This is a genomic window from Arthrobacter sp. ZGTC212 (assembly GCF_002929255.1).
GTDB lineage: Bacteria > Actinomycetota > Actinomycetes > Actinomycetales > Micrococcaceae > Arthrobacter_B > Arthrobacter_B sunyaminii.
The window spans coordinates 482,224-504,025 of the sequence record NZ_PJIJ01000001.1; the positions used below are offsets into that span (position 1 = coordinate 482,224).

Consider the following 21,802-nt stretch of genomic DNA (forward strand, 5'->3'; position numbering starts at 1 on the left):
TTGAACGCGTGGGCAATAAGCTGCCGGATCCGTTCATGCTCTTCTTGATCCTTTTCCTGATCGTCGCGGTGGCTTCCACGGCCATGGCCTGGGGACACGTTGCGGTTACCGTTCCCGGGGCAACCGAGGAAACGGTCATCAAGGGCTTTTTCACCGCCGAGGGCCTGAGCTGGTTCACTACCACCCTGGGAGCGAACTATCTGGGGTTTCCGCCGCTGGCTACGGTGCTGCCGATCCTGCTGGCCGTGGGCGTGGCAGAGAAGTCCGGGCTGCTTTCGGCACTGATCCGCAAGGCCTTCGGCTCCGCACCGCGGTGGGCGCTCCCGTACGCCGTCGGCTTTGTGGGCGTCACGGGTTCGATCATGTCCGACGCCGCCTTCGTGGTCATCCCGCCGCTGGCCGCGCTGGTCTTCAAGGCAGCCGGCCGCCATCCGGTCGCCGGACTGCTGGGCGGTTTCGCCGCCGCCGGTGCACAGCCTCGATGCCCTCTTCTCCGGGATTACGACGGCGGTCACCGAGACGCTGCCGAACCCCGGTTCCCCGGTGAACCCGCTGTCGAACTACTTCTTCAACGTTGCCTCCTCGATCGTGCTGATCCTGCTGGCGGGGTTCATCATCGACAAAATCCTGGAACCGCGGCTGCGGCGGCAGGATGTGCCCACTGAGGAAATTGCCGACGACGAGGCGCAGATACCGGGAGCGCTGCCTTCCACCACACTGCCTTCCACCGCGCTGTCCTCCACCCTGACTTCCGTGGAACGCAGAGGCGTGATCCGGGCAGTCGTGGCCGGCGCCGTCGTCGCCGCCGTCATCCTCACGGGAGTGCTGCTGCCGGATTCGCCCTGGCGGAACGAGGACGGCGGCTACCTGCCCAAGTCACCGCTGCTGAGCTCCATCGTCTTCATTGTCTTCATCATGTTCACCGTGCCCGGGCTGGTCTACGGAAAGATCACCGGAACCATTGCCTCCGGCAAGGATGTTCCCCGGGTCATGGGGTCCTCGATCAAGGACATGAGCGGCTTCCTGGTGCTGGCGTTCATCCTCGGGCAGTTCATCGCGCTGTTCAACTGGTCGGGAATCGGCAACTGGCTGGCCGTCGCCGGCGCTTCCGGTCTGGAGTCCATCGGGCTGACCGGCTACCCCGCCATCATCGGGTTCATCCTTCTGGCCTCACTGCTGAATCTGTTCATCATCTCCGGTTCAGCCATGTGGACGTTGATGGCGTCGGTGTTTGTGCCGATGTTCGCCCTGCTCGGCTTCGAACCGGCCTTCATCCAGGGCGCGTTCCGGGTGGGGGACTCCGCCACGCAGATCCTTACCCCGCTGAACCCCTACATGATTGTGCTGCTGACCATGCTCCGCAAATATGAGCCGCAGGCCGGGCTGGGTACGGTCATCGCCCGGATGCTGCCCTTCACCGTGCTGTTCTGGCTCGCGTGGGTGGGTGTGCTGACCGTGTTCTTCGTGTTCGGCCTGCCCATGGGCCCGGGCAATGGAATATACATCGACGGCTAAGCGCTGGATTCCAATAACTACAGAGGAAAGGCAACGCGCCATGAGCTCGACCAGCCCCAAGATTTATGCCCTGCATGAGAACCCTGAGTGGTTTCCGCCGTTTGCCCGCGCCTTCGAAGCCGAAGGATTGGAAGTGGAGGAATGGCTGCTGACTGATGGCGTCCTGGATCTGGACTCGGTGCCGCCGGAGGGCATCTTCTGGTCCCGGATCAGTGCCTCCTCTCACACCCGGGACCACGGCCTGTCCAAGGACTATGCCCGGGCGGTGCTGTCCTGGCTGGAAGCCCACGGCCGGCGGACGGTCAACGGGCGGCGGATCCTGGAACTGGAAATGAGCAAGGTGGACCAGCTCACCGCGCTGCGCGCCGCCGGCATCGACACTCCGCGCACGGTGGCCGCCGTCGGCCGGGACTCCATCCTGGCCGCTGCCAAGGAGTTTCCGGCCCCCTTCATCACCAAGCACAACCAGGGAGGCAAGGGTTTGGGGGTCCGCAAATTCGAGTCCCACGGCGAGCTGGCCGACTATGTGGCGGGACCGGACTTTGAGGAACCAGCTGACGGCATCACCCTTATCCAGGAGTTCATCAACGCCGCCGAGCCGTTCATTACGCGCGTGGAGATTGTTGGCGGCGAGTTCATCTATGCGATCCGGGCAGACACCGCCCGCGGCGGATTCCAGCTCTGCCCGGCGGACGCCTGTGCCATCGACCCGTCCACCGGCAAGCCGATCATGCCGCCCGGCGCCACCATCGCCCCGGATGAGGACACCCAGCTCTTCAGCCTGCGGGAGGGCTTCGACCATCCGATCATCGGCAAGTACCTCGAGTTCGCCAAGCGCATGGGCCTGGAGGTCTGCGGGATTGAATTCATGGAAACGGCCGACGGCCGCATCCTCACCTACGACGTGAACACCAACACCAACTACAACGCCGTGGTCGAGGCCGCCGCTCCGCGCTCGGCGCCCCGCGCGCTGGCTCAGTATCTCAAGGGGGTTGGCGCCTAAGGGCGGCACCTTTCTGCCCCGCTGCGACGTGGTGCAGGACAAACAATTTATCTCCGGGCCGGGCGCGTCGCTATAGTCAGGATTATCCAAAGTGAAGGAGCTTCCTCAATGACTGCTGCCCAGGAACCATTGTGGGTCAAGAACTACCAGCCCGGCGTTCCGGCAACCATTGAGCTGCCCACCGAGTCACTGACGGACATGGTGGAGGACGCGGTTAACCGTTACGGGCCCAAGGTGGCGCTGGAATTCTTCGGTGCCGAAACCACCTACACCGACCTCGGCGACCAGATAAACCGTGCCGCCGAAGGCCTCCGGAAGCTGGGTGTGCGCCGCGGACACCGCGTGGCAATCGTGCTGCCGAACTGCCCCCAGTACCTCATCGCGTTCTATGCCGTGCTCCGTCTGGGCGCCGTCGTCGTCGGGCACAACCCGCTCTACACGGAACGCGAACTTCGCCACCAGTTTGAAAATCACGGCGCGCAGGTAGCCATCATCTGGGACAAGGCCGTGGAGAAAATCCAGGACTTCCCCGACGACATTGCCGTCAAAACGGTGATTGCCGTGGACATCACCAAGGCCATGCCGCGGCTCAAGCGCATTGGGCTGCGGCTGCCGCTGCCCTCGATCCGCCGTACCCGGGCAGGGCTGACAACCAAGACCGAAAACACCATGTCCTGGGAAAAGCTGCTCAGTTCCGCTCCGATCGACAGCGCCCATCCCCGCCCGTCGGTGCGGGACCTGGCCGCCCTGCAGTACACCTCGGGCACCACGGGAATCCCCAAGGGCGTCATGCTCACCCACTTCAACCTGCGCTCCAACGCGCTGCAGGGGCAGGCCTGGATGCACGGTGCGCAGGAGGGCAAGGAAGTCATTTACGGTGTGCTGCCGATGTTCCATGCCTTCGGGCTGACCCTGTACCTGACCTTCTCCGTGCTGACCGGGTCGCGGCTGGTGCTCTTTCCCAAGTTCGACGTGGATCTGGTGCTGGACGCCGCCAAAAAATCCAAGCCCACCGTCTTCTGCGCCGTTCCGCCGATCTATGAGAGGACGGCGCTGGAATCCAAGAAGCGGGGCATTGACCTCTCCACCATCCGCTTCGCCATTTCCGGTGCAATGACCCTGCCGGCGGCCACCGTAAAGCTCTGGGAAGAGGTTTCGGGCGGACTCCTGGTGGAGGGCTACGGCCTCACCGAATCTTCGCCGGTCGCGCTGGGTAATCCGTTTGCCGAGAGCCGCCGCAACGGCACCATCGGTGTTCCGTTCCCCAGCACGGAAATGCGCGTTGTCGATCCGGAACAGCCTTCCTCCGAGGTGCCGCACGGCGTGCCGGGTGAACTGCTGATCCGCGGCCCGCAGGTCTTCGCGGGCTACTGGAACAACACTGAGGACACGGAACAGGTGCTGCTCGACGGCGGCTGGCTGCGCACCGGCGACATTGTCACCGTGGACGACGACGGTTTCGTGAAGGTGGTGGACCGCCGAAAGGAACTGATCATCACCGGCGGATTCAACGTTTCTCCCACCGAGGTGGAGGAAGTGCTGCGCAGCAACCAGGCCATTGCCGACGTCGCAGTGGTGGGCCTGCCCCGCCCCGACGGTGGCGAGCAGGTGGTGGCGGCCGTTGTCCTGACCGAGGGTGCGGAACTGGATGAAGCCGGACTGCGGGCCTGGTGCCGCGAGCGGCTCACCCCGTATAAGGTTCCCCGCCGGATTGTGGCCATTGAGGAGTTGCCCAAGTCGCTGCTGGGCAAGGTACTCCGCCGCCAGGTGCGCGAACTGCTGACCAGCGAGAAGTAGGCTCCCTTCCGGATTACCTATTGACGCTCCGAAGGCGTTGGGTTGGAATGGTAAGCAGGCTTGGCATTTCAGGTCTGCCTGATACTACAGCCGCCCAATAAGGCCCCCGCAGGTATCTTCGCGATGCCTGTTGCAGGCTCGGCCCAAACGTGAAACCAGACCGTACAACGGCGATGGCTTCACAGCTGAAGGAGAACAGCATGATCAGCAACCAGCAAGTTGAAGGTCTCATGGCAGGGTCCGGCAACGTCTTGGGACCCAACGGTGACAAGATTGGCGCCGTTGGAACGTTCTATTTGGATGACCAGACCAATGAGCCCGCCTGGGTCACGGTCAACACCGGAATTCTCGGAACGAACGAGTCCTTTGTGCCTCTCAGCGAAGCAACGGTGGAGGGTATGGACGTCCTGGTTCCTTATTCCAAGGACGAGGTTAAGAACTCCCCGCAGGTCGAATCCGATGGATCCATCACCCCCGAAGAGGAAGTGACCCTCTACCGGTACTACGGGTTTACTTACGACGACGGCAGTGACGACGTCTCCACCATGGACGCGGGCACCATGACGGATTCGGGCACCATGACGGATTCCGGTGTCGGAACCCGGAGCGGCGACCGGTCGGATTTCATGGAGGACAGCGACATGACGCGCTCGGGCATGTCCTCGGACGCGACCGTGGGCCACGATACCTCTGGCCCCACCACTGATGACGCCATGACCCGCTCGGAAGAGCAGCTGGATGTGGGCACCCGGTCGCGTGAGACCGGCAAGGCGCGCCTGCGGAAGTACATCGTCACTGAGACCGTCACCACCGAGGTTCCGGTCAGCCATGAAGAGGTCCGCATTGAGACGGAGCCGATCACGGATGCCAATGTCGATTCCGCCATGGCCGGACGGGAGCTCAGCGAAGAAGAGCACGAAGTGACGCTTCACGCCGAGGAGCCGGTCGTCAGCAAGAAGACAGTGCCGGTGGAGCGGGTCCGGATGGATACCGAAACTGTCACGGACACGGAAAGCGTGTCCGAGGAAGTCCGCAAGGAGCAGATTGAAACCGAGACGGACGACAGTATCCGTCGAAGCTCCGGCACGGATTCCCACGGCGGTTCCGGGCATTCCGGCGGCACGTCCGGGGGAAGCGGTTCCGGCGGCTCGGGCAGCTCAGGCAGCAGCAGGTAATTTGAAGCGCAGCGTTTGAGGGCGGGGTTCCGGCAGTTGCCGGAACCCCGCATCGTGTTATGGCGTACTTATGACGCCGCCACCTGGCGGGCAGTGCGCTCGAGCACCTCACGGCAGGCCAGGACCGCCGGCCGGTTGGCGCCGGCCCGCCGGACGGACGTGAAGATGCTTCGGTGCGGCTTGCCGTCCAAATTCATTAGGCGGACGCTGGGATCCCGGCCGGTCCACACCAGGTCCGGCATCAGCGCCACGGCGTTTCCGGACTCGATCAGCCGGATTTGGGCCTGCAGATCGGCCGTCTCAAAACGGACATCAGGTTCAAATCCCGCACGCCGGCAAATCTGCTCCGCCCAGTGCCGGGAGGCCGCGCCCCGCGGTTCCATCACCCACGGAAGCCCCGCGGTGTCCGCCAGGGACTGCACCGGCGGAAGGCCCTCATGCGGCACGGCCAGGCGGATGGCATCCGAGGTTAGGTGCACCCGGTCCAGTTGGGCATGCCGGACGGCGGCATGTCCGGGATACTGTTCAGCGATCACCAGGTCAAAGTCGCGTGCCCAGGTTTCGTACAGTGCTGTCTCGGGCTCACGCTGAACCATTTCCACGCGCAGTTCCGGATGCTCACGGCGAAGGATGCGGAGGGCATCGGGCAGCAGGGCCAAAGCGGCTGACTGGAACACCGCTATCCGAATGGATCCGGTCACCGAGGTCAGCGACGAAGCCAGGTCCGCTTCGGCCCGCTCCAGCGATTCAAGGATGTCGGAGGCATGGGCCACCAGAATCTCAGCCTGCGGTGTCAGCTGCACGCCCCGCCCGGTTTTCCGCAGCAGTTCCACCCCCACGGACTTCTCCAGCTGGCCCAGCTGCTGCGATACCGCGGAAGGGCTGAGGCTCAGCGCTTCCGCCACTGCGGCCAGGGTTCCGCGGGCTTTGACTTCCCGGAGAAGGATCATGCGGCGAACATCGAGCACGGTCATTTCCCCCTTTCAATTCATTAGTAAATCTAATCTATACCGGTAAGAAAACCCATCTTTGCCTAATGGGAAATAGTGCGGATACTTAGAGGAATACCTATCAGTTGCACGTTGAAATGAGCTGCCCGCATGAGCAACATCCTCACCGAAACCACCGCGGGATCGGACACCCCACAGGCCCTGGCTGATGAGGCGGTGGCCCTTGTCCGCCGTTGGCTCGCCGAAGCGGCAAGCGTCCCGGTGGACGCGTCCGCTGCACAGCTTGCCGGCGTGCTGAAAGATCCGGCCGGACTGGACTTCACCGTTGGGTTCGTTGACGGCGTCATCCGCCCCGAAGACCTCCGCGTGGCCGGCCGGAATCTGGCCGCCCTCGCACCCCGTGTGCCGGGCTTCCTGCCCTGGTACATGCGCTCCGCCGTCCGCCTGGGCGGAGTTATGGCGCCGGTGCTGCCCCACGTCGTCATTCCGGTAGCCCGCAAGGTACTGCGCCGCATGGTCGGCCACCTCATCGTTGACGCCACCGACGCCCGCCTCGGCAAGGCGATTGCCGGCATCCGCAAGGACGACGTCCGGCTCAACATGAACCTCCTGGGCGAAGCCGTGCTCGGCGAACGCGAAGCCGCCCGCCGCCTGGAGGGAACCCACGAACTCCTGGCGCGCGACGACGTCGACTACGTCTCCATCAAGGTGTCCTCCACCGTCTCACCGCACTCGCACTGGGCGTTCGACGAAGCCGTTGAGCATGTGGTGGAAAAGCTCACCCCGCTCTACCGGAGGGCAGCGTCCTCCACGCAGAAGAAATTCATCAACCTGGACATGGAGGAATACAAGGACCTGGAGATGACCATGGCGGTCTTCACCAAGCTCCTGTCCATGCCCGAATTCAAGGACCTGGAAGCCGGCATTGTCCTGCAGGCGTACCTCCCGGACGCCCTCTCCGCCATGATGCGGCTGCAGGAGTTCGCTGCAGCCCGCCGGGCCGACGGCGGCGCGCCCATCAAGGTCCGCGTGGTCAAGGGCGCCAACCTGCCCATGGAACAGGTGGAGTCCTCGCTGCATGACTGGCCGCTGGCCACCTGCGGCACCAAGGCTGAAACGGACACCAACTACAAGCGCGTCATCAACTACGCCCTGCAGCCGGACCGCGTGGCCAACGTGCGCATCGGCGTGGCCGGACACAACCTGTTCGACGTGGCGTTCGCCTGGCTGCTTGCCCAGCAGCGCGGCGTGACCAAGGGCATCGAATTCGAGATGCTGCTCGGCATGGCCACAGGTCAGGCGGAGGTGGTCAAGCGCGACGTCGGTTCGCTTCTGCTGTACACGCCGGTGGTGCACCCGGCGGAGTTCGACGTCGCCATCGCCTACCTGATCCGCCGCCTCGAAGAGGGCGCCAGTTCCGAGAACTTCATGTCGGCGGTCTTCGAGCTCAGCGAAAACGAGGCCCTCTTTGAACGCGAAAAGCTGCGCTTCCTCACTTCGCTGGAAAACCTGGATGACCGGGTTCCTGCCCCGAACCGCACCCAGGACCGCAGCCAGCCGCGCCCGGATGCTTCCACCGGAACCGGCGGCGCCCATTCGGGCTTCACCAACACGCCGGACACTGACCCGTCGCTGCCGGCCAACCAGGCCTGGGGCCGGTCCATCCTGACCCGCATCGAGGGCTCACCCCTGGGCAAGGCTGCCGTAGCCGACGCCCAGGTGGCCGACGAAGAGGCGCTCTCCGCCGTCATCGAGACAGCGGTTTCTGCCAGCAAGGGTTGGGCCGCCCTCAGCGGCGCCGACCGCGCCGAGATCCTGCACCGCGCAGGAACCGTCCTCGAAGATCACCGGGCGGACCTGATGGAGGTCATGGCCGCCGAAACCGGCAAGACCCTGGACCAGTCCGATCCCGAGGTCTCCGAAGCCATCGACTTTGCGCACTACTACGCGGAGCGGGCCAAGGACCTGGAAAAGGTCGACGGCGCCCGCTTCGTCCCGGCCCGCCTCACGGTGGTCACCCCGCCGTGGAACTTCCCGGTAGCCATTCCGGCCGGTTCCACCCTGGCTGCCCTGGCAGCCGGTTCTTCCGTGATCATCAAGCCCGCCCGGCAGTCCGCGCGCAGCGGAGCCGTCATGGTGGAAGCGCTCTGGGAAGCCGGCGTTCCCCGCGATGTCCTGCAGATGGTTCAGCTGGGCGAGCGTGAACTCGGCCGCCAGCTCATCTCGGATCCTTCCGTGGACCGGGTCATCCTCACCGGAGGCTATGAAACGGCAGAGCTGTTCCGGTCCTTCCGCACGGATCTGCCCCTGCTGGCGGAAACCTCGGGCAAGAACGCCATCATCGTCACGCCCAGCGCCGACTTTGACCTGGCCGCGCGCGACGTCGTTTCCTCCGCCTTCGGCCACGCCGGGCAGAAGTGCTCGGCAGCCTCCCTCGTGATCCTCGTGGGCTCGGTGGCCAAGTCCCCGCGTTTCCGCAACCAGCTGGTGGACGCGGTGCAGTCGCTCAAGGTCGGCTATCCGGTGGATGCCGTGACGCAGATGGGCCCGATCATTGAACCCGCCGAAGGCAAGCTGCTGCGCGGACTGACCGTGCTGGGCGACGGCGAGTCCTGGCTCATCGAACCGAAGCAGCTCGATGACTCCGGCCGTCTCTGGAGCCCGGGCGTGCGCACCGGGGTCCGTCCAGGTTCCGAGTACCACCTCACCGAGTACTTTGGTCCCATCCTCGGCGTGATGACGGCTGACACCCTCGAAGAGGCCATCGCACTGCAGAACCAGATCGACTACGGTCTAACCTCCGGCCTGCACTCGCTGGATCCGGCGGAAATGGACCTGTGGCTGGAAAACATCTCGGCGGGCAACCTGTACATCAACCGCGGGATCACCGGAGCCATCGTCCAGCGCCAGCCCTTCGGCGGCTGGAAGAAGTCCGCAGTGGGCGCCGGAACCAAGGCCGGCGGCCCCAACTACCTCATGGGTCTGGGGCAGTGGGAGCCCGCGCAGGCCTCCGGCACCGGAGCCCCGGTCCGGCACCAGGGTGCCGCAAAGCTTCTGGCTGCGGCTTCATCTTCCAGCTTCGCTGCTGACACCGGCTTCCTGCAGCGTGCGCTGAGCAGCGATGCCGCGGCGTGGGCCGAGGAGTTTGGCACCGCTAAGGACGTGTCCGCGCTGAGTGCGGAACGCAACGTGTTCCGCTACCGGCCGCTGCCGGTGACCATCCGGCTGTCCGAGAATGAGCCGCTCGACGCCCTGGTGCGCGTAGCCGCTGCCGGGCTGCTGGCCGGATCCGCGCTTCGGGTCTCCACCGGCGTCGAACTGCCGCTGGCGCTCCGGTCCGTCCTGACGGAACAGGGAGTCCCCGTGGCGGAGGAGAACGACGCCGAATGGCTGGCTTCCGCTGCAGGGTTTGACCCCGCAGCGCAGGGGACCCGGATCCGGCTGATCGGCTCCGGCGCCTCGGCACTGGCCACCGCCCTTGGGGGACGGCCCGACGTGGCCGTCTACGCCAATCCGGTCACCGAGGCCGGGCGCGTTGAGCTGCTGCCGTTCCTGCATGAGCAGGCCGTGAGCATCACCGCGCACCGCTTCGGGACGCCGAACCACCTCTCGGACGCCCTGATCTAGTCAGCACATTCGGCAACAAGAAAAGACGGCACCGGGTCTATCCCGGTGCCGCCTTTTCTTGTTAAGGTTTTGCCCATGGAACTGATTTACGAGTAGGGACCCTCCGGGCCGGATTACCGGCTCCGAGCACCCGCTCTCATCGCTGACCCCATTCGCCCGTATCGCCCGGGTAGGCGGTCCATGCTGTCAGTGCAGGACGGCCATCATCAGCGCAGTTCCCGGCCGGTACTTAAACAGTCCGGAGATCAACCATGGCAACATCCAAAAAACACCCGTCCACTCCTTTCCCGGGGCTAGCTGCCCCTGCCTCTTCCCTCACGTCCGTGTCTGCCGTCACCTCCGAGGTGCCGGTAACGGCAACAGTGAACATCGCCCCGGCAGCTGCAGCCAAGCTTGGTGCCGAAGGCGGAGATAAGCCGGTTCCCGGCACGGACACCGAGAGCGCCCTCCCCGGGTGGCAGAGCCTGGGCAAGGACCACAAGCCCACGCACAGCTTCGGGAAACAGGGGCGGAGGGAGAAAAAGGTCCGCTGGTAGCAGCACAGGGGCCCGGGCAACAGCCCGGGCCCCTGTCCACGCCGGTGGGGCAGTGCCATCATGGACAGCCACAGCCACAGCTATCCGAAGAGGTTCCCATGCTGCTCAACGAGAAGAATGCCGTTATCTACGGAGGAGGCGGAGCGATTGGGGGAGCGGTGGCCCGGGCCTTCGCGAGGGAAGGGGCACGCGTTTTCCTGGCCGGCCGGCACCTTGAACCCCTGGAGAAGGTGGCCCGCGACATCCGGGCAAACGGAGGGCTGGCGGAATCCGCGCTGCTGGATGCCACCAACGGGCAGGCGGTGGATGACCACGCCAATGATGTCGCGGCTACGGCAGGGAGTCTGGACATCTCCATGAATGTAATTCAACACGGTGATGTGCAGGGCAAGCCGATGGTGGATATGTACGTGGAGGACTATCTGCGGCCGGTGTCCACGGCGGTGCAAACCATGTTTCTGACCTCGCGTGCCGCTGCCCGGCACATGATGCAGCAGCGTTCCGGCGTGATCCTGGCTTTCGGAGGTTCAGGCAACCCTTCGCCCGGCCTCTGGCTGGGCGGACTGATCACCGCCTTCGAAGCGATGGAAGCCATGCGGCGCCAGCTCGCGGTGGAGCTTGGGCCGCACGGGATCCGCGTTGTGACCCTGCGCAGCGGCGGCATCCCCGAGTCGCTGCCCCCGGATATGGAAGGGAGGCAGGACATTGCCAACAGCATCGTCGACGCCACCCTGCTGCGGCGCGCGGCAACCCTGGAAGAGGTGGGCAATGCTGCAGCCTTTGCCGCTTCGGATAAAGCCGGAAGCATGACGGCCGCAACTTTGAATATCAGCGCCGGGGCGCTCATGGACCGCTAGTCGCATGCCTGTCCCCGCCGTGTCATCCTGCTTCGGCGGGGAGCACCTGCCAAAGCCTGTATTCATCCGTATGGATCAGGGCCCGTCGCCCGGCATCAGTTCGGATCCAAACGGCGCCGAGTCCCGGCGCCAGATCCAGCACCTTTCCCCGGTGATGGACAACGCTGCGAATCATGGCTTCCACCTGATCACCCCGCCGCAAATCATTGAGGTTGCGCACCCGGACCCGGTAGTGACTGGGAGAGCGGGACATGGCGGCTCCTCACGGCGGTGCTCATTCGGTGCGGATGTTTTCCGGTACCGGAATATTTCCACAGCCCTGCGGCAAGGTGAAGATTCGGGCTACGCCGGAAGCTTCCAAATGGTGAAGTCCTCAACGCTGATTGCGGTGCGGATTCCTTCTTCGTCGCCGCGGATCCAGATGGTGCCCAGACCCGGAGCCGTTTCACGGACTTCTCCGCGGTAGTAAACCTGTTCGCCGCTGCGTACTTCAACATGATCTCCGCGGCGGATGGAGCGAATGTTTCGTACCCGCTTGGAGCGGGTGGTTGAGGGGTGGTGCGGTGCGCTGACAGCTGGCACGGGCTCTCTTTCGTTCGACTAGTTATGTCAACCAAGCGCCGGCAAGAAATATTCCTGCCCCGGCATGCGGATTTTGGGTACCACCCCTGACACCGCCATTTATCCCTGCGTACGATCATGGGCATGGACATGGACATCGTGGATTTCCTGTTGACACGCTTTCAGGACGACGCCGCGGAGTCCCGGAAGCTCCTGACTGCCAGGGGCGTCGCACCGTCTGACCGCTGGTACGAGGAACGGCTGCTGCGCGAGTGCGAAGCCAAGCTCATGCTGATCGACATCATCGGCGGTGCCCGGCGCAATGCCCTGGCACGGATGCTTCTGGATCCCGACGGCCAGGGCAAACTGTTCGCCGATGAGCTGGAGTGGACCTCGCTGGCGCTGGCCTCCATGGCTGCCGGCTACCAGGACCACCCCGATTATCAGGATGGTTGGCGGCTCACCGAAAAACGCAGCTGAGGGTAGCTGGTTCCACCCGGCTGGGCGAAGGCACCCCGGGACGCCTAGATTGGCTGACATGACTGAAGTGAATATCACAGGCGAACCAGCCGGCGAGACCGCACTCCTGCAGGAGCTGGCCGAACATCATCATGTAGCAACCACGTTCAACGGCTGGGACGGAACCCGCCGCGAAGTTTCCGATGAGACCCTGAAAAAGGTGCTCGGCGCGTTGGGGGTGGCCACAGCAACGCGGGAGGAGCTGTCGCAGTCATTGGCTTCGGCACGCCTGCAGGGGTGGCATCAAACACTGCCGGGCGCCGTCGTCGTGCGCGAACACCGCAGCCGGACAGTCCCCGTCCATTTGCCCGCCGGAGTGCACGCGGACGTGCGGATCGTGCTGGAGGACGGAAGCCGGCGTGAGCTGGAGTGGCCGGCGGTGCCCGGCGAGGAACTGGACGTTGACGGGACCCTCACCGGCCGCACCCTGATTCCGCTCCCGGAGGACCTTCCACTGGGCTGGCACCGGCTCGAAGTGACTGCCGGGCAGTGGCAGGCCGGCACCGTTCTCGTGGTCACGCCGGAACGGCTGACGACGACCTCCGGCCTTGACCGCCACCGGGCCTGGGGACTCATGGCCCAGCTCTACTCTGTACGCTCCTCCCGGTCCTGGGGCATCGGGGATCTGGGCGACCTGGCAGATCTCGCAGCGCTCTCCGGCGGACGCCACGGCGCCGGTTTCCTCCTGACCAATCCGCTGCATGCGGCGGAACCGGTTCCGCCGGTGGAACCCTCGCCGTACCTGCCCACCACACGCCGATTCTTTAACCCGCTCTACATTCGGGTGGAGGACATCCCCGAATACGGCTATCTTCCGGGGGCAGACCGTGCCCGGGTTGAGGAAGCTGCGCGGACCTTCGGGGCGGCCAACCACTCTGCCGAGAAATTGGACCGCAACGCGACCTACGCCGCCAAACTGGCCGCGCTGGAACTAATCTTTGCCGTACCGCGAAGCATTGCGCGGCAGCAGCAGTTTGAGCGCTTCTGCACACTGGAGGGCAAGGGACTGCAGGATTTCGCTCTGTGGTGTGCGCTGTCCGAGAAGCTGCCGGCAGATGATCCCCAGTGGCAGCAGATTACCGGTCCGGACAGCGAATGGGTCCGGGAGCACCGCTCCGCCTTCACGGAGCGCAGCCGGTTCCATCAGTGGCTGCAGTGGATCTGCGACCAGCAGCTGGAGACAGCCCAGAGTGCCGCCCGGAGCGCCGGCATGGAAATCGGCATTGTTCATGACCTGGCGGTGGGCGTGCACCCTGCCGGAGCAGATGCCTGGATACTGCGCCCGGTCCTGGCTCCCGGAGTGTCAGTGGGTGCTCCGCCGGACATGTTCAACCAGCAGGGCCAGGACTGGAGCCAGCCGCCGTGGCATCCCCGGCGCCTCGCGGACGCGGGCTACCTTCCCTACCGGGACATGTTGCGCACCATTCTCCGCCACGCAGGCGGCATCCGGGTTGACCACATCCTGGGCCTGTTCCGCCTGTGGTGGATTCCGCAGGGTTCGGGGCCCGGCGACGGCGCATACGTGCACTTCGACCACGAGGCGCTGATAGGAATCCTGGTCCTGGAAGCACAGCGCGCCGGTGCCGTGGTGATCGGCGAGGATTTGGGGGTGTTTGAGCCCTGGGTGCAGGAGTACCTCGCCGAGCGCGGCGTGCTCGGCACCTCCATCCTGTGGTTTGAGCACGGCGACGCCGGTCCCCGCCCGCCGGCGGAATACCGGAAGGGCGCCCTGACCTCCGTCAACACCCATGACCTGCCGCCCACGGCCGGTTACCTGGCCGGAGAACACGTGGACCTGCGAGAGTCCCTGGGGCTTTTGAACCGTCCGGTGGAGGAGGAGCGGGCAGCGGATGCTGCGGCCCGGGAATCCGTCCTGGAACTGGTGCGCAGCGCCGGGCTGCTGCCTGCTGGAGCCAGCGGTACGGATAACGTCCAGCAGTCCGTGGAGGCACTGCACTCCTTCATCCTGCAGTCCCCGTCCGTGCTCATCGGCGTCGCGCTGGCTGATGCGGTGGGGGAGCGGCGCACCCAAAACCAGCCCGGCACCGGGGACGAGTATCCCAACTGGCGCATTCCGCTTTGCGGTCCGGACGGCAAAGCCGTTCTGCTTGATGATCTGCCGTCCAACGAGCGTTTCAACTCGCTGGCGGACCTGCTCAGGGACGCAATCTGACTTAGCTGTCCGGGGGAACGGCCGAAGAGGTGAGGAACACTTCTTCGGCCGTCCGGCCCGGTACAAAGTGCCGCGTACCGTGCTGATGGTTTCGGATCAGGACTCCAGCTTCATCGCCTTGCGCAGGGTCAACGCGCCGCCGCTCTGCATCACGGCCCGGCGGTAAATCTTCTCGCCGAAGCGCAGCAGTGCATAGGCCGCGGCCAGGGCGATCGCCAGCGACAGGAAGGTCTCCCACAGCGGCACGTCGCCGTTCAGCATCCGTACCGGCATGGCCACGGTGGAGATTACGGGGACGTAGGACGCCGCGACCAGCAACTGTCCCTTGGCGAACAGGCCTGCAAAGAGCGCCGCGATGATGATCGTGAGCACCGGCCCGGAGCTGTTGTTCAGATCCTCGGACCGCGAAGCCATGGAACCGATCATGGCCCAGAGGGAAGCGAGGATCAGGAAGCCTGCCAGGAAGAAGACCAGGAACCAGCCCGAGGCAGGAATGATGGTTCCGGCCAGTTCCGCAGTGTCTGTGAAGTTCAGGGCAAGCAGGGCGGCCCCGGCGTAGAGGGCCAGCTGGATCATGGCCAGGACGGTGTTGCCGGCCACCTTGCCGTAGAGCAGCTGCCGAATCGGAATGGCCGTGGCCAGAATCTCCACCACCCGGTTCTGCTTTTCCTCGAGGACCGAGGTGGCGATCGCCATCCCGAAAATGATCGCAGCCATGTAGAACAGGAACCCGAACACGAAGCCGGTGAACTGGGCCATGAACTGGTTTTCCGTGTTTCCGTCCAACAGGGCGGTCTGGAACTCGCTGCCTGCCAGCAGTGCCTCTGCGGTGGTCCCGGCGTAGCCGGCGTTGATCTCCAAGGTGTAGGCGCGCAGGGCGTCGGCGATGCCCTGCTGCAGGCCGCCGTCGAGTTCCTCGTTGCCGGTTAGCGTCCAGCCGTCGTAGCCCACCAGGAGTGCGGCGTCGGCCTCCCCGGAACGGACCAGTTCCTCGGCTTGCTCGGGCGAGTCCGCGAAGATCGCCTCAAAACTGGTGTTGCCGCTGTCGGCCTGGCCTGCTTCATTGGCCGCTTCAACAACTTCTTTGGCGGGATTCTCGAGGGCAGTGCTTTGCATCTCGGTCACCGCCACGGTGTATTCGTCGGCGCGGGTGCTCATGTAGGCGTTGAAGACCACGGTGCCCACAATCAGGACCAGCGTGACCAGGGTGGAGATCAGGTAGCTGCGGTCGCGGGCCTTGACCATGACCTCGCGGAGGGTGACGATCGCCCAGGGGGGCGTGGGGCGGGAAACGGAGCTCATACTGCGGTCACCTCACGGTAGATTTCGCTCAGGGACGGTCGGATGGGGGCGAACTCCTCCACGGAGCCGCGGGTGAGTGCGGTGGCAAGCAGGCGCTGCCGCGCGTCGTCGTCGTCGAATTCCAGGACGGCGGTGGGACCTGCAACGTCGAGGACGCGTATCCCCGGTTCGTCCCGCACCCAGCCGGCATCCGGGGAAACCGTAATGCGGTGCCGGTTGACTGCCCGGGCACGCAGAGCATCGCCCGTGCCTGAGGCAATCACCTTGCCCTGCTGCAGGACCACCATGCTGTCGCAGAGCCGGTCCACCAGATCCAGCTGATGGCTGGAAAAGAGCACCGGAACTCCGGCGGAGGTGCGCTCGCGCAGCAACTCCACCATGGAATCCACGGCCACCGGGTCCAAGCCCGAGAACGGCTCGTCCAGGATCAGCACATTTGGCTTGTGCAGCAGCGAGGCGGCGATCTGCACCCGCTGCTGGTTGCCCAGGGACAGGGACTCCAGCTTGTCCTTGGTCCGGCCGCCGAGTCCGAACCGCTCCAGCAGGTCCATGGCGCCCTTGCGGGCCTGCGACTGGCTCATCCGGTGCAGCTGTCCGAGGTAGATCAGCTGATCCAGGATGGGCTGCTTGGGGTAGAGGCCGCGTTCCTCGGGCATGTACCCGAAGGTCGACCGGGCCAGGGCCGTCAGGGGAGCACCGTCGAGCAGCACCTCGCCGGAGGTGGCGCTCAGGACCCCCATGATCATCCGCATGGTGGTGGTCTTGCCGGCACCGTTGGCGCCCACAAAACCGGTCATCTGGCCGGACGGAACATCAAAGCTGACGTTGTCGACCGCCACTTTGTCCCCGAATGTTCGGGTCAGGTTTTGCACCTGCAGCATGGTGGCTGCTCCTTTTCCCGGTCGCGCCGGGCATGGTGGGAATCTTCTCCCTTAACCCTAGGTGCGGCGGGAAGGCGGCGGATCGGCCGTGCGGGTGAACCGTTGCCGGCTTAGGAGGAGCTGCGGGCAGCGGGATCCGATGGGTTCTCCCCCGGAAGGATGAGACCGCTTTCATAGGCGAACACCACCGCCTGCACCCGGTCACGGACCTGGATCTTGGCGAGCAGGTTGGAGATATGGGTCTTAACCGTCGCTTCGGCCAGGAACATCTCCCGGGCGATTTCAGCGTTGCTCCGGCCGGCGGCGATTTGGATGAGAACCTCGCGCTCGCGGGAGGTCAGGGTGTCCAGGAGCTTCTGCTGCTCCGTGGCGGGCGTGGCGGGAAGGGCCGTTCCGGCTGCCCTTGCCTCGGAGCCGGACTCAGCCTCGGACTCGGACTCGAGCGAGCGGGCGAACCGCTCGATCACGCGGATGGTGACTTCCGGAGCCAGCAGTGCGTGGCCGCAGGCGACGGCGTGCACTGCCGCCACCAGGTCATCGGGGTCCGCATTCTTCAGCAGGAAACCGCTCGCGCCAGCCCGGATAGCATCGAAGAGGTAATCCTCGCGTTCGAAAGTGGTCAGGATGATGACCTTGGCCGTGCCGGCGCGCACCACCTGTTCCGTGGCGCGGATTCCGTCCAGAACCGGCATCTGCACGTCCATCAGAATGACATCCACCGGGTTGGCGGCGGCAAATTCCACCGCTTCGGCGCCGTTGGCCACCTGGCCCACCACATGGATCTCGTCCTCGACGGAGAGCATCATCGCGAAGCCGGCCCGCACCAGGGCCTGGTCATCAGCGAGCAGTACGTGAATTGGTTTCATGGTGTCCCTCATCCCCCGGCAACGAGCTTAGCGGGCTTTCCTCCCGCGGCACGGAATCTCAACGCTGTGTGAAGCGGACGCGTACCCGCCACCCGCCGCCGGGCCGGGGGCCAATCTCCGCAGTGCCGCCGTGCAGGGCCGCCCGCTCCCGGATTCCCCGCAGCCCGAATCCGGAGCCGGGCTGTCCACCCGTCCGGGGAAGGCCGTCGTCGACCGTTTCCACCTCGAGCCAGCGCACGCCGTCGGTCGATCCGCTGCGCAGGGCAACGACGGCGGAACCGGCGGTGGAATGGCGGCGCACGTTAGCGAGGGATTCCTGAACGGTGCGGTAGACGGACAGGGCCAGCGGAGCCGCGACGGCGTCGAGCGCCCCCGGTGTGTCTTCCACCCGGGTGAAAGTCACCTGCAGTCCGTTGGCCAGATGTTCGGCCACCAGCGCATCCAGGTCCGCAAGGCCCGGTTCCGGCCGGCGAAGGGCGCCGTCGCCGGCGGGATCGGTCTCATCGCCGGCCCGCAGCACGCCCAGCAGGGAACGCATTTCCTGCACCGCCTCACGGCTTGAATCTTCAATGGTTTGCAGGGCGCCCGCAGCGGCTTCGGGTTTCTTCTCCATCACGCGCCGTGCCGCCCCGGCGTGCACGCCAATGACCGCGATATGGTGCGCGACGACGTCGTGCAGTTCCCGGGCGATCCGCAGCCGTTCATTCACCACCGCCTGGTGCGCCAGCTCCGCCGACTGGGCGCGCAGCTGCCCTGCCTGTTCTGCGAGACGTTCGCGCTGGTGCGCGCTGCGCCAGGAGGTGAGGCCGAACAGGATGGCTCCGCCGAAAAAGGCGGCATTGATCAGGAATGAGTACACGGCGTAGGAGGCCAGCGGAGGCAATAGACCGCCGTAGGTTTCATCGCCTGCCGGGGCGTTCTCCTTGAGGTTTTCGAAAAAGGAGTCATAGGCGCTGGACACGGTGAAACCGAGGATCAACCACAGCGCCATTGCCGCGATCACCGCCGCCAGTGCCAGCCGAAGCATCCTCCGGTCCCGCGCCCAGGCCACGGCCGAGTAGATGGAGGCGAAATACGCGGCTTGAAAAGCGAGCTGGGTGCTGATGGCCGGCATATAGGTGCTCAGGAGAAAGAAAAGCAATGAGGACACCAGCAGGATGCTGATCGGTAGGCGGCGCCGCAGAGCCAGAGGCACCACCATCAGCGCCAGCACCAGATACTGGAGCCAGAACGGACGGTCCTCCCCGCCCACAGCGCCGAATCCGCGGCTGGTTTCAAGCGCAATTGCGGCAACCAGAATGACGGCGGCGGTTCCGATGACGTCCCGCCGCACCTGATCCGGCGTAGGCGCCGGACGTTCCCAGTCGTCGTCGTTCTTCTTCCTCAGCCGCTCCCGGACCCAACCGGTGCTTTGGGACGGGGCGGTCTCGCCTATGGTCGCGCTCTCGATCATGGAACACAGTCTAGGGCTGGACGGCATGTCTTCCGGGGCTAGGCGGGGTCAGCCTTTTCGGCATCGGAGTCATAGTACTTACTGCTGACGCCGTAGTCAGGGTCCAGTTTGGAACGGGTCATCCGGTGGTCTTCGGGGTTCTTCATGCAGGGGCTGGTGATCACGACGCTCACGTTCCGGCTGCCGTTGAGTTCGGCATAGTCGTAGCGGGCACTCAGCTGCAGGTCCTCGTTGTGATAGCGCAGGACGTGGACATCGCCGTTGGTTTCGGGCGCGTTGCGCAACTCGTCGTCCTGGACCCACCCCCCTGTCTCGAGGTGGCTTTTCCATGCGTTCATGGCTCCCTGGGCTGACTCATGATCCGTGAATCTGCCTACCAGCCACCCCAGGGCGCGGGTCTGGGTATTCCAGTTGTCCTCCTGCAAGGGGTCAAGACAGGATTCTTCCTTGAGCTGCTGGACGGCAAGCGGCGACGCCTCGCCGCCGAGCGCCATGAGGTCCGGCAGGATGGTTTCCAGCTCGGGCAGCACCTGGGCGGCGGGACGCGAGGATGCGGTGGACGGATCGGGTGTTCCGGCTTCTGAAATCAAGGTGCAGCCTCCCAGGCTGAAGATCAACAGTGCGGCGGCCGCGAGACGCGGCGATTTCGAGGAACGTTCCTGCATCAGGGGCCTGCACTTTCCACGGGGACCGAGGGCATTTTCTCTCCCGCGTAATTCTGCGGTCTGGTTTCTAATGGACTGTACGTCCACATGCCGCCTTCATCCACGAAGGCTTCATCAGGAACGTACGGAAAAACGGCTTCATTGAGCACCACCCGGCGCATGTTCAGCATGGCCGTAGAGTCCGGTGCGAAGTATTCCTCGTGGCCCGAAACCAACGGGCCGCCCTGGGCGTGGTCTATGAACCCGGATTCCAGCCGCACCACATCCATCTGCTGCGGGTCTCCACCCTGGGGAATGCCGCCGAGGAGCTGCGCCAGCACGATGGGATCGTCCCGGGTCTGGATCCAATATCGGTGGGCTTCCCGATTTCGGGTGTCTTCCACGCCGTCGACTTCGTTGCCGGCACCGGAAGGGGCGAGATAGATGATGTTGGTGGAATTGAGTCCTTCGCGTTCAGCGGTCCCCACAAGGGCGGCTCCGGCGCTGTACCCGATGTACGTGCTTCTCGTCTCCGGCGACAACTCAAGGTCAAGGGCTGCGTCGAAGCCGGCAAGCAGAGGTCCCCCGGTTTCGTTGTAGGAGCTGAACCTGTTATCCGGCACCTCGTTGGGAAGGTCGGTGCCCTGCCAGTAGAAGGAGACATCGTCCGCACCCCGGTCCGAGGTGATGTTGTCCAGCCGCAGGGCGTAATCCTCCAGAGCCGACAGGTCGCTGCTGGTGCCGGGGACCAGTATGGTGCTGGTTTTAGCGTCCTGCGACGGAGTGCCGTTCATGGTGACAATGCGGCCGTCTCCCTCCAAACCGACCATCACCACCTGCCGGTTACTCTCCACGGCATTGTCCAGGCCCGTCTTCTTTTTATTGAGTTCGTCCCAGACGGAGCGAAGCGAGGTGTACAGCGCCTGCTCCCCGGGGTTCTGCGCGAAGCTGCTCTTAACCGGTTCACCTCCCATGGCGGCCATCTGCCGGGTGACCTGTTCGCGCAACCCGGCAACCGTGACGATATTGGCAAAGGCGCGCTGTTCCATCGGTATGCCGTTCATGTTCCCGAACGTGCCGGGGTACAGGAGCAGCAGCCGCTTTTGTTCCAGGTCCGTCAGATCCAGCCAGGTCTCCCGGATCAGTGCGATGCCTTCCGGCGCCAGGGTTGCGGCGAGGCTGCCCCGCTCGCGCCGGTAACCGTAGCTGCTGACGTTGCCCATGGTCCGCTCGGGATCCCGACCGTGGTGGGGCATCTTGTTTGTCGCAAGGACAAGCGCCGCCTCCGGATTGACCTGGGCCCACTCGCGGAGCTCTTCAGCGTTCAGGTAAAGGATGGAGTCCACCACGGCTTCCGGATCGATTGCGCTGATGTTGTCCAGAGTGGAACTCAGATGAAGCCAGTCAACCGAGGGGAGTGTTCGGCCGCCAATTGCGGCTGTTACCGGGAGTCCGTCTCCGGTGCCTCCCGTGATACCGGCGAGTTCTGCAGCGGTGCCCGCAGTAAGGCTGTTCCACCTGTCCTGCAGGGACCGGACCCGGTCATTGAAATCCGCCACGGCGCGTTCGGCGGAGTCCTGGTCCTCAGTGCTGGAGTCTTCTGCTTCGGCAGCCGTTCTCAGGAGTCCGGCGCGTTCGGCTTCGAGGGACTCCGATTCGCGCTGCAGCGGCCGCCCGGCCGCCGCAAAATCCTGCACGGCTGCGCACGCGGAGGACAGCGCCACGGCCCAATCGACTGTGGGATCACGCAGGTCCTTGAGCGCAGCGTAAACCCGGTCCTGGGTGCCGGGGTGGCGATATGCCTGCTGCAGCCCGTTCCAGGCAGCGGATGCAGCATCCAGGATGCTCGGGGTGGTTGATGCCCTGGCCCGCATGTCTTCCACCGCAACAGTGAGTTCCGTCCAGGGGACGTCGATGCGGAGAACCGGGTCGATGGATGCCAT

General features: G+C 64.8%; 18 protein-coding genes and 1 pseudogene. 10 read left to right on the forward strand and 9 right to left on the reverse strand.

Going from position 1 to position 21,802, the window contains the following annotated elements:
- Positions 1-35: 35 nt before the first annotated feature.
- The 5 genes and pseudogenes from CXQ89_RS19040 to CXQ89_RS02490 form a co-directional block, all read left to right on the forward strand.
- Positions 36-410, forward strand: a pseudogene (locus CXQ89_RS19040) (AbgT family transporter); the annotation flags it as partial.
- A gap of 58 nt (positions 411-468) precedes the next feature.
- Positions 469-1,515 (forward strand): AbgT family transporter, encoded by a 1,047-nt coding sequence (locus tag CXQ89_RS02475; RefSeq protein WP_308471672.1) that lies wholly within the window; start codon positions 469-471, stop codon positions 1,513-1,515.
- A gap of 40 nt (positions 1,516-1,555) precedes the next feature.
- Positions 1,556-2,518 (forward strand): RimK family alpha-L-glutamate ligase, encoded by a 963-nt coding sequence (locus tag CXQ89_RS02480; protein WP_104053221.1) that lies wholly within the window; start codon positions 1,556-1,558, stop codon positions 2,516-2,518.
- A 108-nt stretch (positions 2,519-2,626) separates the two neighbouring features.
- The gene (locus tag CXQ89_RS02485) at positions 2,627-4,315 is read left to right on the forward strand and encodes a long-chain-fatty-acid--CoA ligase (RefSeq protein ID WP_104053220.1); all 1,689 of its coding nucleotides are present in this window, start codon (positions 2,627-2,629) and stop codon (positions 4,313-4,315) included.
- 200 nt (positions 4,316-4,515) lie between these two features.
- A complete protein-coding gene (locus CXQ89_RS02490; RefSeq protein WP_104160666.1) occupies positions 4,516-5,490 on the forward strand; it encodes a YsnF/AvaK domain-containing protein in 975 nt (324 codons plus the stop codon).
- Positions 5,491-5,558: 68 nt separating this feature from the next.
- On the opposite strand, the gene CXQ89_RS02495 is transcribed toward CXQ89_RS02490, so the two are convergent.
- A complete protein-coding gene (locus CXQ89_RS02495) occupies positions 5,559-6,458 on the reverse strand; it encodes a LysR family transcriptional regulator (RefSeq protein ID WP_104160667.1) in 900 nt (299 codons plus the stop codon).
- A 132-nt stretch (positions 6,459-6,590) separates the two neighbouring features.
- Here CXQ89_RS02495 and CXQ89_RS02500 point away from each other — a divergent pair, with 132 nt between their 5' ends.
- The 3 genes from CXQ89_RS02500 to CXQ89_RS02510 all read left to right on the forward strand — a co-directional run bounded on the left by CXQ89_RS02500 (position 6,591) and on the right by CXQ89_RS02510 (position 11,460).
- Positions 6,591-10,067 (forward strand): bifunctional proline dehydrogenase/L-glutamate gamma-semialdehyde dehydrogenase, encoded by a 3,477-nt coding sequence (locus CXQ89_RS02500; protein WP_104160182.1) that lies wholly within the window; start codon positions 6,591-6,593, stop codon positions 10,065-10,067.
- 251 nt (positions 10,068-10,318) lie between these two features.
- Positions 10,319-10,603: a hypothetical protein gene (locus CXQ89_RS02505; RefSeq protein ID WP_104160183.1), complete on the forward strand. Its 285-nt coding sequence runs from the start codon at positions 10,319-10,321 to the stop codon at positions 10,601-10,603.
- A 98-nt stretch (positions 10,604-10,701) separates the two neighbouring features.
- Positions 10,702-11,460: an SDR family NAD(P)-dependent oxidoreductase gene (locus CXQ89_RS02510; protein WP_104160184.1), complete on the forward strand. Its 759-nt coding sequence runs from the start codon at positions 10,702-10,704 to the stop codon at positions 11,458-11,460.
- A gap of 22 nt (positions 11,461-11,482) precedes the next feature.
- On the opposite strand, the gene CXQ89_RS02515 is transcribed toward CXQ89_RS02510, so the two are convergent.
- Together CXQ89_RS02515 and CXQ89_RS02520 are read right to left on the reverse strand one after the other, a co-directional pair.
- Complete coding sequence (locus CXQ89_RS02515) at positions 11,483-11,713, reverse strand: hypothetical protein (RefSeq protein ID WP_104053216.1); 231 nt, start codon at positions 11,711-11,713, stop codon at positions 11,483-11,485.
- A gap of 89 nt (positions 11,714-11,802) precedes the next feature.
- Positions 11,803-12,042: a hypothetical protein gene (locus tag CXQ89_RS02520; protein WP_104053215.1), complete on the reverse strand. Its 240-nt coding sequence runs from the start codon at positions 12,040-12,042 to the stop codon at positions 11,803-11,805.
- 123 nt (positions 12,043-12,165) lie between these two features.
- Between CXQ89_RS02520 and CXQ89_RS02525 the strand changes: the two genes are divergently transcribed.
- Together CXQ89_RS02525 and malQ are read left to right on the forward strand one after the other, a co-directional pair.
- Positions 12,166-12,501: a DUF6221 family protein gene (locus tag CXQ89_RS02525; protein WP_104102068.1), complete on the forward strand. Its 336-nt coding sequence runs from the start codon at positions 12,166-12,168 to the stop codon at positions 12,499-12,501.
- A gap of 58 nt (positions 12,502-12,559) precedes the next feature.
- A complete protein-coding gene (gene malQ / locus CXQ89_RS02530; protein ID WP_258059811.1) occupies positions 12,560-14,713 on the forward strand; it encodes a 4-alpha-glucanotransferase in 2,154 nt (717 codons plus the stop codon).
- 96 nt (positions 14,714-14,809) lie between these two features.
- Here the strand turns inward: malQ and CXQ89_RS02535 are convergent, their stop codons facing one another.
- The 6 genes from CXQ89_RS02535 to CXQ89_RS02560 all read right to left on the reverse strand — a co-directional run bounded on the left by CXQ89_RS02535 (position 14,810) and on the right by CXQ89_RS02560 (position 21,802).
- Positions 14,810-16,015 (reverse strand): ABC transporter permease, encoded by a 1,206-nt coding sequence (locus tag CXQ89_RS02535; protein WP_104160186.1) that lies wholly within the window; start codon positions 16,013-16,015, stop codon positions 14,810-14,812.
- Entirely contained in the window at positions 16,012-16,896 is an 885-nt protein-coding gene (locus tag CXQ89_RS02540; RefSeq protein WP_104053211.1) for an ABC transporter ATP-binding protein, read from the reverse strand. Before CXQ89_RS02540 ends, CXQ89_RS02535 begins: the two co-directional genes overlap by 4 nt.
- 110 nt (positions 16,897-17,006) lie before the next feature.
- Positions 17,007-17,762, reverse strand: coding sequence for a response regulator transcription factor (locus CXQ89_RS02545; RefSeq protein ID WP_104160668.1), 756 nt, complete (start codon positions 17,760-17,762; stop codon positions 17,007-17,009).
- A 58-nt stretch (positions 17,763-17,820) separates the two neighbouring features.
- Entirely contained in the window at positions 17,821-19,215 is a 1,395-nt protein-coding gene (locus CXQ89_RS02550) for a sensor histidine kinase (protein ID WP_104160187.1), read from the reverse strand.
- Positions 19,216-19,253: 38 nt separating this feature from the next.
- A complete protein-coding gene (locus CXQ89_RS02555; RefSeq protein WP_104160188.1) occupies positions 19,254-19,880 on the reverse strand; it encodes a hypothetical protein in 627 nt (208 codons plus the stop codon).
- Positions 19,880-21,802, reverse strand: a complete 1,923-nt coding sequence (locus CXQ89_RS02560) for a hypothetical protein (RefSeq protein WP_104160189.1) — start codon at positions 21,800-21,802, stop codon at positions 19,880-19,882. The genes CXQ89_RS02555 and CXQ89_RS02560 overlap by 1 nt, the downstream gene beginning before the upstream one ends.